This is a genomic window from Streptomyces sp. SBT349, from assembly GCF_001083795.1.
In the GTDB taxonomy this organism is placed as follows: domain Bacteria; phylum Actinomycetota; class Actinomycetes; order Streptomycetales; family Streptomycetaceae; genus Streptomyces.
Genome location: NZ_LAVK01000321.1, coordinates 1 through 8,508 on the forward strand (window position 1 = coordinate 1; position 8,508 = coordinate 8,508).

Here is an 8,508-nt window from a genome sequence, read left to right on the forward strand (position 1 = left end):
GCACCACCCTCCTCCAGCTCACCCACCCCGCCCAAGCCGCGCCCGCCATCGCCGCAGCCGCAACCCACGCCGTCCAACACCGCACACGACGCTGAACCAGGGGCCGTTCCCTCTGTGTTCCCGGTATCACGTGATTGCGGTGCGGCCAAGTTTCTCGTTTTGCGCACTCTCGTCTGTGTTATGACCTTGCAGATGGAAGGGCAGAAATGGCTGACGCCCGCGTACCTGTTGCCGCGTTTTTGACCGTGAAGAAAGCGGCCTCTTACCTCGGGATCTCGGAGAACACCCTGTACGTGTGGCGGCACAAGCGACAGGGGCCTCCGAGCTTCCGCATGGGAGGCCGCGTCATGTATCGGGTCTCCGTGCTCGATGAGTGGGTTGCGCAACAAGAGGCCGCAGACTCTCGTTCGAATCAGCGGCTGAATCCGCTGCATCGCGGCCCGGAGCGTCGCTCATCGACTGTGGTTCGGCAGTAGGTGGATTCGGCGCATCGACCGCGTCTTGAGCCAGGAGAATCCGACGGAATCACAGATCTGATTCCTCTGGGAACGGGGAACTTCAGCAGAGGCTTGCCGGTTCGTGTTGCTTGCAGGAGCTACAGACGACATCGAGTGAGGCGAGGAGCGGCAGTGCCGGGGTACATAGAGGACAGGTGGCTCAAGAAGCGCAAGGAACCGATAACGGGGAGCAGGGAGCGGACTTCTCGGTATGGGAAGGGGATGCGCTACCGAGTCGCCGGTATCCCCGGTGTCCGGGACCGCTCCTTCGACACCTTGGAGGATGCCAAAGCATGGCTGCGTCGCTCGTCCACGGACGAGGAGCGCGGGGAGTTCGTGGACCCGCGCGACGGGTCCATCACGCTTGCCGATTACATTTCGACGTATTGGAAGCCAGGAAAGGGTGGGGCCCCGAAGACCAGGCAGGGGCAGGAACAGAGGGTGCGGCTTCATATCCTTCCGCACCTGGGAGATCTGGCGCTCACGAAAGTGACGCCAGCGGAACTGCGGAGTTACATCGCGCAGTTGGCGTCGACCGTGGCCTCGGTCGACTACCGTCGGGGCATCCTCGCCGAGCTGTCCGGGATCCTGGAGACCGCTGTCGACGACCGGCGTATCGTCGGGAATCCGATGCGCTCGAAGTCGGTGCGATGGCCGAAAGCCTCCAAGGAGCCTCGCGAAGCATGGCCGCTGGAGACCGCGCTCCGCGTCCGGAGCCTGATCGGCGAGCGGTACAGGATCACTGTGGAGCTCGGGCTGGGGTGCGGACTGCGCCAAGGAGAGGTCTTCGGTGTGGGCCCGGAGGACATCGACTGGGTACGCGGCATTCTGCACGTCCGAAGGCAGGTGCAGCCCCTGAACGGCAGGTTGTACTACGCCCTGACCAAGGGGGGGAAAGTCCGGACCGTGGACATGCCCGCGTCAGTGGCCGCAGAGCTCGAACGGCACATCGCGCACTATCCGCCAGTCAAGGTGCAGCTGCCGTGGGGAGAGCCGGGCGCGGACCGGCCACATAAGGAGCATCCACTACTGGTCACGACTCGCTTCGGCAACGCTGTCGCGGTGAACACATGGAACACCTACACCTGGAAGCCCGCCCTGGCGAAGACCGGCGTCATCCCACCCCGGGCCGATGGGTCCAAGCCCTGGCAGTGGGCGGCGTCGCCCAAGGACGGCTTCCATGTGCTCCGGCACACCTATGCCTCGATCGTGCTGGAGGCGGGGGAGTCCGTCGTCACGCTCGCGCGCTGGCTGGGGCATTCGTCGCCGACCATCACGTTGGATCACTACGCCCACTTCATGTCAGAGGCCGGCAACAGGGGGCGCAGCGCCATCGACGCGCACTGCTCGGCGGGGGGAACCCGTTGGCGGGCGTCGTCAGCCGAACTCCCCGGATACTTCCCAGCCCTGATCGAGGTGGCCCGCCTCGAATCCCAAGGCTGGAGGGGCGTATAGCCTGGGGGAATGCTGCGCGAAACGTTCGCGACCCGCTATGTCACCCCCCTTCGGGAGGGCGGCTCGCTGCCCGGGATCGTGGAGGCCGACGACCTCGGCACCTATGTCATGAAGTTCACCGGAGCCGGGCAGGGCCGCAAGTCCCTGGTGGCCGAGGTCGTCTGCGGCGGCCTCGCCCGGCGCCTCGGGCTGCGCGTGCCCGAACTGGTCAGGATGGAGCTCGATCCGGTCATCGGCCTGAGCGAGCCCGATCAGGAGGTGCAGGAACTGCTCAAGGCCAGCGGCGGGCTCAACCTCGGCATGGACTACCTGCCCGGCTCCCTCGGCTTCGACCCGCTCGCCTACCGGGTGAGCGCCGAGGAGGCGGGCCGCGTCGTGTGGTTCGACGCCCTGGTCAACAACGTGGACCGCTCCTGGCGCAACCCCAACCTGCTGGTCTGGCACGGCGACCTGTGGCTCATCGACCACGGCGCCGCGCTGATCTGGCACCACAACTGGCCCACCGCGACCGCCTCCGCCGCGCGCCCCTACAACGCCTCCGACCACGCGCTGGCGCCGTTCGGCCCCGATGTCGCCGGCGCCGCCGCCGCGTTGGCCCCCCTCGTCACCGGTGACCTGCTCGCCGAGGTCCTGGCCGAGGTGCCCGACGCCTGGCTCGCCGACGAGCCCGGGTTCGGGGGACCCGACGCGGTGCGCGCCGCCTACGCGGAGGCGCTGGCCACCCGCGCCCGCGCGGTCGCCGTCCCCGGCGCCGTCACCGTCGGGACCCCGACGGCCGGCCGGCCGTCCCGGGCCCCGGGCTGGCTGACCGGCCGTCCCGACCACGCGAGCGAGGCGGCCCGATGAGCGCGCGAGGCGATGTCTTCGAGTACGCGGTGCTCCGCGTGGTGCCGCGCGTCGAGCGCGGCGAGTCCATCAACGGCGGCGTCCTCCTGTACTCCCGCGCCACCTCGTTCCTCGCCGCCCGCGTCCACCTGGACGAGGAGCGGCTGCGGGTCCTGGACCCCGCGGCCGACGTGGCGGGCGTGCGGGCCGCGCTGCGCGCCGCCGAGTGCGTCTGCCTCGGCGGCGCCGCGGCCGGGCCCGCCGCGGGCGATGACGCGGGGCGCCGCTTCCGCTGGCTGATCGCCCCGCGCAGCACCGTCGTCCAGCCGGGACCCGTCCACACCGGGCTCACCACCGACCCGGGAGCCGAACTCGACCGGCTGCTGCGGGTGCTGGTCCATTGACAGCGGTGGCCTCGCGTTCTTAACGTCTCCGGGGGGTTACCGCGCGGTAGCCCGCGTCGGACGGCGAGGAGACGAGAAGCCATGGCCACCACCGAACAGCGCGTTGCCATCGTGACGGGCGCGGCCCGGGGTATCGGCGCGGCCACCGCCGTCAGGCTGGCGGCGGAGGGCCGCGCGGTGGCCGTGCTCGACCTGGCCGCCGACGCCGCGCTGGAGACCGTGGAGCGCATCACCGCCGCCGGGGGCACGGCGGTGGCCGTCGGCTGCGACGTGTCGGACTCCGACGCCGTGCGGGAGGCCGTCGCCCGCGTCGCGGAGACGCTCGGCCCCCCGCGGATCCTCGTCAACAACGCGGGCGTCCTCCGGGACAACCTGCTGTTCAAGATGAGCGACGCCGACTGGGACACCGTCATGAGCGTCCACCTGCGCGGCGCGTTCCTCATGTCCCGCGCGTGCCAGGCGCACATGGTGGAGGCGGGCTTCGGCCGGATCGTCAGCCTCTCCTCCAGCTCCGCGCTCGGCAACCGCGGCCAGGCCAACTACGCCGCGGCCAAGGCCGGGCTCCAGGGCTTCACCAAGACCCTGGCCATCGAGCTGGGCCCATTCGGCATCACGGCCAACGCCGTCGCCCCCGGATTCATCGTCACCGACATGACCGCCCAGACCGCGGAGCGGATGCGGGTGGACTTCGACGAGTTCCAGCGGGCCCGCGCCGAGACCATCCCCGTGCGCCGCGTCGGGCGGCCCGAGGACGTCGCCGACGCCATCGCCTTCTTCACCGGCGAGGCCGCGGGCTTCGTCTCGGGGCAGGTCCTGTACGTGGCCGGCGGCCCCCTCGACTGACCCGGACCCGGACCCGGCCCGAGCAAGGAAGCGAGGAACCGCCATGGCGGAACCGGCACACGAGCCCCGCGTCGCCGTCGTCACCGGAGCCAGCCGCGGCATCGGCTACGCCGTGGCGGCGGCCCTGGTCGCCCGCGGCGACCACGTCTGCGTCACCGGCAGGAACGCCGACGCCCTCGCCGAGGCCGCCGCCTCCCTCGGCGAAGGGCGCGCCATGGCGGTGGCGGGCAAGGCCCACGACGCGGCCCACCAGGACGAGGTGATCGCGCGGGTCATGGACGCCCACGGCCGCCTCGACCACCTCGTCAACTGCGCCGGGACCAACCCCGTCGTCGGCCCCCTCGCCGACCTCGACCCGGCCGTGGTCCGCAAGATCTTCGAGGTCAACGTCCTCTCCGCGCTCGGCTTCGCCCGCCGGGCCTGGCACGCCTGGCAGCGCGACCACGGCGGCACCGTCGTCAACGTCTCCTCCATCGCCGGGCTTTCCGCCTCGCCGTTCCTCGGCGCCTACGGCGTCAGCAAGGCCGCGTTGATCAACCTCACCCAGCAGCTCGCCCACGAGTTCGCCCCCCGGGTGCGGGTCAACGCCGTCGCCCCGGCCGTGGTGCGGACCCGGTTCGCCGCGCCGCTGTTCGAGGGCCGCGAGGAGGAGGCCGCCGCCGGCTACCCGATGGGCAGGCTCGGCATCCCGGAGGACGTGGCCGGGGCCATCGCCTTCCTCTCCTCGGACGCCGCCGGGTGGATCACCGGGCAGACCCTCGTGGTGGACGGCGGACTCTCCCTCAACGCGGGCCTCGGCTAGCGCGCGCCGGGGCCGTTCGACCGCGTTGTCAGAGGTGGCGGGTACGTTCTGATCGTCAACAACGCACCGCACACCCTCGGAGGTTCACGACGTGACCGGCATGCTGCCCGACTCCTGGCAGAGCGTCCTCGGCGAAGAGCTCGGCAAGCCCTACTTCAAGGAGCTCACCGAGTTCGTCGAGGAGGAGCGGGCGCGCGGCCCGGTCTACCCGCCGCGCGAGGAGGTCTTCGCCGCGCTGGACGCCACCCCCTTCGAGGACGTCAAGGTGCTCGTCCTCGGCCAGGACCCGTACCACGGCGAGGGCCAGGGCCACGGCCTGTGCTTCTCGGTGCGGCCCGGTGTGCGGATCCCGCCGTCCCTGCGCAACATCTACAAGGAGATGCACGCCGACCTCGGCCACCCCATCCCGGACAGCGGGTACCTGATGCCCTGGGCCAGGCAGGGCGTCCTCCTGCTGAACGCGGTGCTCACCGTCCGGGCCGGGGAGCCCAACTCGCACAAGGGCAAGGGCTGGGAGACCTTCACCGACGCCGTCATCCGCGCCGTGGCCGCCCGCCCCGACCCGGCCGTGTTCGTGCTCTGGGGCTCCTACGCGCGCAAGAAGCTCCGCCTGATCGACACCGAGCGGCACGCCGTGGTGGAGGGCGCCCACCCGTCCCCGCTCTCGGCAGGGAAGTTCCTCGGCTCGCGCCCCTTCAGCCGGATCGACGAGGCCGTCGCCGCGCAGGGCCACACGGCCGTGGACTGGCGCCTCCCCGCGCGAACGGGACCTCCTGGAGCTGGAGCCAGAGCGCGGCGGCGCCCTCGGGGACGCGGGTGGGGTCGAGGAGGTACTGCTGGCCGACGACCACGGTCGGCCGCGCGGGCAGCAGGCCGGCCTCCGCCTCCGCGCAGGCGATGCCGGTGGAGCCCGAGCCGTCGGAGAGGTGGACGAGCGGGACGGAGCGCAGCCGTTCGTCGCGCCAGTCCAGGGGCGCGGAGAGCGCGACATGGATCTGCATCTCGCCGCGGCCGTAGCGGAAGCGCGCCGCCTCCGCGCGCAGCCGCGGGCTCACCGCGCCCTTCGGCAGGAGGGCGCCGTAGAGGGCGGTCGGGGTGACCGAGGCGAGGACGGCGCGACGGGCCCTGAGGGGGCGGCCCGAGGCCACCACGCCGACGGCGCGGCCCCGTTCGACGAGGATCCGTTCGACGTGGGCGCCGGTGTCGATCCGGACGCCGAGGGAGTCGAGCAGGGAGCGGAACGCGTCGAGGAACCGCCCGGATCCGCCCTCCACGACCGGCAGCCCGAAGCCGTGGAGGCCGGCGGCGAGCAGCGGGATCATGAACGCGCCCGAGGCGTGGTCGGGAGAGAGGCCCGCGTGCAGCAGCCAGGGCGCGTAGAGGTGGTCGACCTCGTCGCCCGTGTAGGTGGAGCGCGTGTAGCCGCGTCCGCTGGTGGCCATGGCGCGGATCCACGGTTCGAGGCCGCCGCGGCCCCGGCGGAGCAGCGCGGCGGCGTGGCGCAGCAGCGCGGGCGAGCGGAGTTCGCTGCCCATGAGGCCGCCGATCGCGCCCATGTTCGCTTCGAGCCGGGCGAGCGCGGCCAGGTAGGCGGTGCCGTCGGACGCGTGGGCGAACGCGGCGGCGGTGCGCTCGGGATCCCGGTGCACCAGCGCGGTGCGACCGTCGTCGGCGACGCTGGCGGCGACCCAGGAGTCGGCGGTGCGGTAGGTCAGGCCGTGGGCGCGCAGCGGCTCGCCGAGCGCGGCGTGGGCGGGGCCCGAGACGAAGAGGAGGTGCCAGGAGGAGTAGGTGTCGTGGAGGTAGCCGGGGAGCGTGCGCTCCTCGGTGGCGATGAACCCGCCGATGCGCGGGGCCCGTTCCACGATGATGACCGACCAGCCCGCGAGGGCGAGTTCGGCCGCGGCGACGAGTCCGTTGATCCCCGACCCGACGACGACGGCGTCCGCCTCATCCACCACCACGACCGTCCACCTCCGCGGCGACGTTCGCAGACGCCGCGCCGCCCCGGCCACCCGACACGCCGTCGCCGGTTCCCGTGGCGCAGCGGTGGATCCCGCCCCCGTCCCGGAACTCTCCGCTGCTAGCGTCCTTGGCCTGCGCGCATCGACCCACCGGGAGGAACCGTGCAGGAGACGCTGGTCATCGCCGTGGCCCAGCCCGTCTGCCGGGCGTGCGACGTCGGCGCGAACGCGCGGGCGCACGCGGAGGTGGTGCGCGCTGCCGGGGCGCGGGTGGTGGTGTTCCCGGAGCTGTCCCTGACGGGGTACGAGCTGGGCGCCGCGGTGGTCGCCGCCGGGGACGCGCGGCTGGCGCCCCTCGTCGCCGCGTGCGCGGAGACGGGGGCGACGGCGCTGGTGGGGGCGCCGGTCGAGGGGGACCACATCGCGGTGCTCGCCGTCGAGGGCGGGGGCGCGACCGTCGCCTACCGGAAGATGTGGCTGGGGGCGGCGGAGGCGGAACGGTTCGCGCCCGGCGCGGAGCCCGCCGTGTGGGAGGTGGACGGCTGGCGCCTCGGCCTCGGCGTCTGCAAGGACACCGGCGTGGTCCGGCACGCCGATGACACGGCCGCGCTGGGGATCGACGCCTATGTGGCGGGCATCGTGCACGGGGCCGACGAGGTCCGTGTCCACGGCGAACGCGCCCGGCGCATCGCCGCGGCGCACGGCGTCTGGGTCGCGCTGGCGAGCTTCGCGGGCCCCACCGGCGCCGGGTACGACGAGACGGCGGGCCACTCCGGCGTCTGGTCCCCCGGGGGCGCGCTGATCGCCGGAACCGGCGCCGAGCCCGGCGCGTTCGCCTGCGCGACGCTCGACCGGGCCGCGCTCGCCGGGACCGTTCCGCCGGCGTCTCCCGGTCCGCTCACACGTCGCGGCGGCGCACGACGAGCAGCGCGAGGGTGACGGCGAGGAGCGGCCAGGCGGCGTAGACCACCCAGGAGCCGGCGATCGACGGCTCGTGGAACGGGGACCGCGGGTAGGGGGGCCAGGTGTCGGTCAGCCGCGTCCAGGCCGTGTAGACCATGGCGTGGTTGATGAGCGCGGTCAGGTACTCGGTCCGGGAGAAGAAGCCGGGCAGGAGCAGCAGCGTGGCCGCCGTGGCGACCACGGTGGCGGCGCCGTGCCGGATCAGGAAGCCGAGGCCGAGGCCGAGGAGCGCGCAGACGGGGGCCAGCAGCGCGGAGGCGGCCACGGCGCGGAACGCGCCGGCTTCGGTGAGGGCGACACCCGCGCCCCTCCCGCTCAGAAGGGCCTGCGCGGTGACGAACGAGCCGATGGCGGTGACGGCGCCGACGACCGTCCACAGCGCGGCCAGCACCACCGCCTTGGCGGCCAGCACCTCGCCCCGCGCCGGGACGGCCGCGGTCGTGGTGCGGATCAGGCCGCTGCCGTACTCGCCGACGATCGCGATCGCGCCGACGCTGCCCGCGATCAGCATCAGCGGCATGTACCCGGCCAGCGGGAACGCGTCGCGCACCGCCTGCGGCGGGGCCGGGAAGAAATCGGTGGCGTTGCGGTCGCGTAGGGCCGCGAGGGTGGCGGCGCCGATGGTGAAGGCCGTGATTCACCGCGAGCAGCCACGGCGGGGAGCGGAGCGGGCGGGTCTTGGTCATGTTTCTTATACACATCTTGCGCTGCCGACGAAGAGGGATAGTGAGGATATGGATAGGCGCGGTAACTGT

General features: G+C 72.6%; 9 protein-coding genes and 1 pseudogene. 8 read left to right on the plus strand and 2 right to left on the minus strand.

The features are described from left to right. Positions 1 to 206: 206 nt before the first annotated feature. From ADY01_RS37535 to ung, 7 genes and pseudogenes are all read left to right on the plus strand, one after another. Entirely contained in the window at positions 207 to 476 is a 270-nt protein-coding gene (locus tag ADY01_RS37535) for a helix-turn-helix transcriptional regulator (protein WP_078900692.1), read from the plus strand. A gap of 153 nt (positions 477 to 629) precedes the next feature. After that, positions 630 to 1,952, plus strand: coding sequence for a tyrosine-type recombinase/integrase (locus ADY01_RS28560; RefSeq protein ID WP_234320447.1), 1,323 nt, complete (start codon positions 630 to 632; stop codon positions 1,950 to 1,952). 9 nt (positions 1,953 to 1,961) lie between these two features. Further along, the gene (locus ADY01_RS28565) at positions 1,962 to 2,798 is read left to right on the plus strand and encodes a HipA family kinase (RefSeq protein ID WP_049579266.1); all 837 of its coding nucleotides are present in this window, start codon (positions 1,962 to 1,964) and stop codon (positions 2,796 to 2,798) included. Then, entirely contained in the window at positions 2,795 to 3,181 is a 387-nt protein-coding gene (locus ADY01_RS28570) for a DUF3037 domain-containing protein (RefSeq protein ID WP_049579267.1), read from the plus strand. The genes ADY01_RS28565 and ADY01_RS28570 overlap by 4 nt, the downstream gene beginning before the upstream one ends. Before the next feature lie 81 nt (positions 3,182 to 3,262). Further along, a complete protein-coding gene (gene fabG, locus ADY01_RS28575; RefSeq protein ID WP_049579269.1) occupies positions 3,263 to 4,024 on the plus strand; it encodes a 3-oxoacyl-ACP reductase FabG in 762 nt (253 codons plus the stop codon). Positions 4,025 to 4,067: 43 nt separating this feature from the next. Then, a complete protein-coding gene (locus ADY01_RS28580) occupies positions 4,068 to 4,826 on the plus strand; it encodes an SDR family oxidoreductase (protein WP_049579271.1) in 759 nt (252 codons plus the stop codon). Positions 4,827 to 4,926: 100 nt separating this feature from the next. Next, positions 4,927 to 5,583: pseudogene (gene ung / locus ADY01_RS37540) on the plus strand (uracil-DNA glycosylase); the annotation flags it as partial. Here the strand turns inward: ung and ADY01_RS28590 are convergent. After that, positions 5,522 to 7,030: an NAD(P)/FAD-dependent oxidoreductase gene (locus tag ADY01_RS28590; protein WP_324613378.1), complete on the minus strand. Its 1,509-nt coding sequence runs from the start codon at positions 7,028 to 7,030 to the stop codon at positions 5,522 to 5,524. The pseudogene ung and the gene ADY01_RS28590 sit on opposite strands and share 62 nt — an antisense overlap. Between ADY01_RS28590 and ADY01_RS28595 the strand changes: the two genes are divergently transcribed. Beyond that, a complete protein-coding gene (locus ADY01_RS28595) occupies positions 6,953 to 7,729 on the plus strand; it encodes a carbon-nitrogen hydrolase family protein (RefSeq protein WP_078900693.1) in 777 nt (258 codons plus the stop codon). The two genes, ADY01_RS28590 and ADY01_RS28595, sit on opposite strands and share 78 nt — an antisense overlap. Here the strand turns inward: ADY01_RS28595 and ADY01_RS28600 are convergent. Next, a complete protein-coding gene (locus tag ADY01_RS28600; protein WP_053171301.1) occupies positions 7,689 to 8,303 on the minus strand; it encodes a hypothetical protein in 615 nt (204 codons plus the stop codon). The genes ADY01_RS28595 and ADY01_RS28600 overlap by 41 nt on opposite strands. Positions 8,304 to 8,508: the final 205 nt, after the last annotated feature.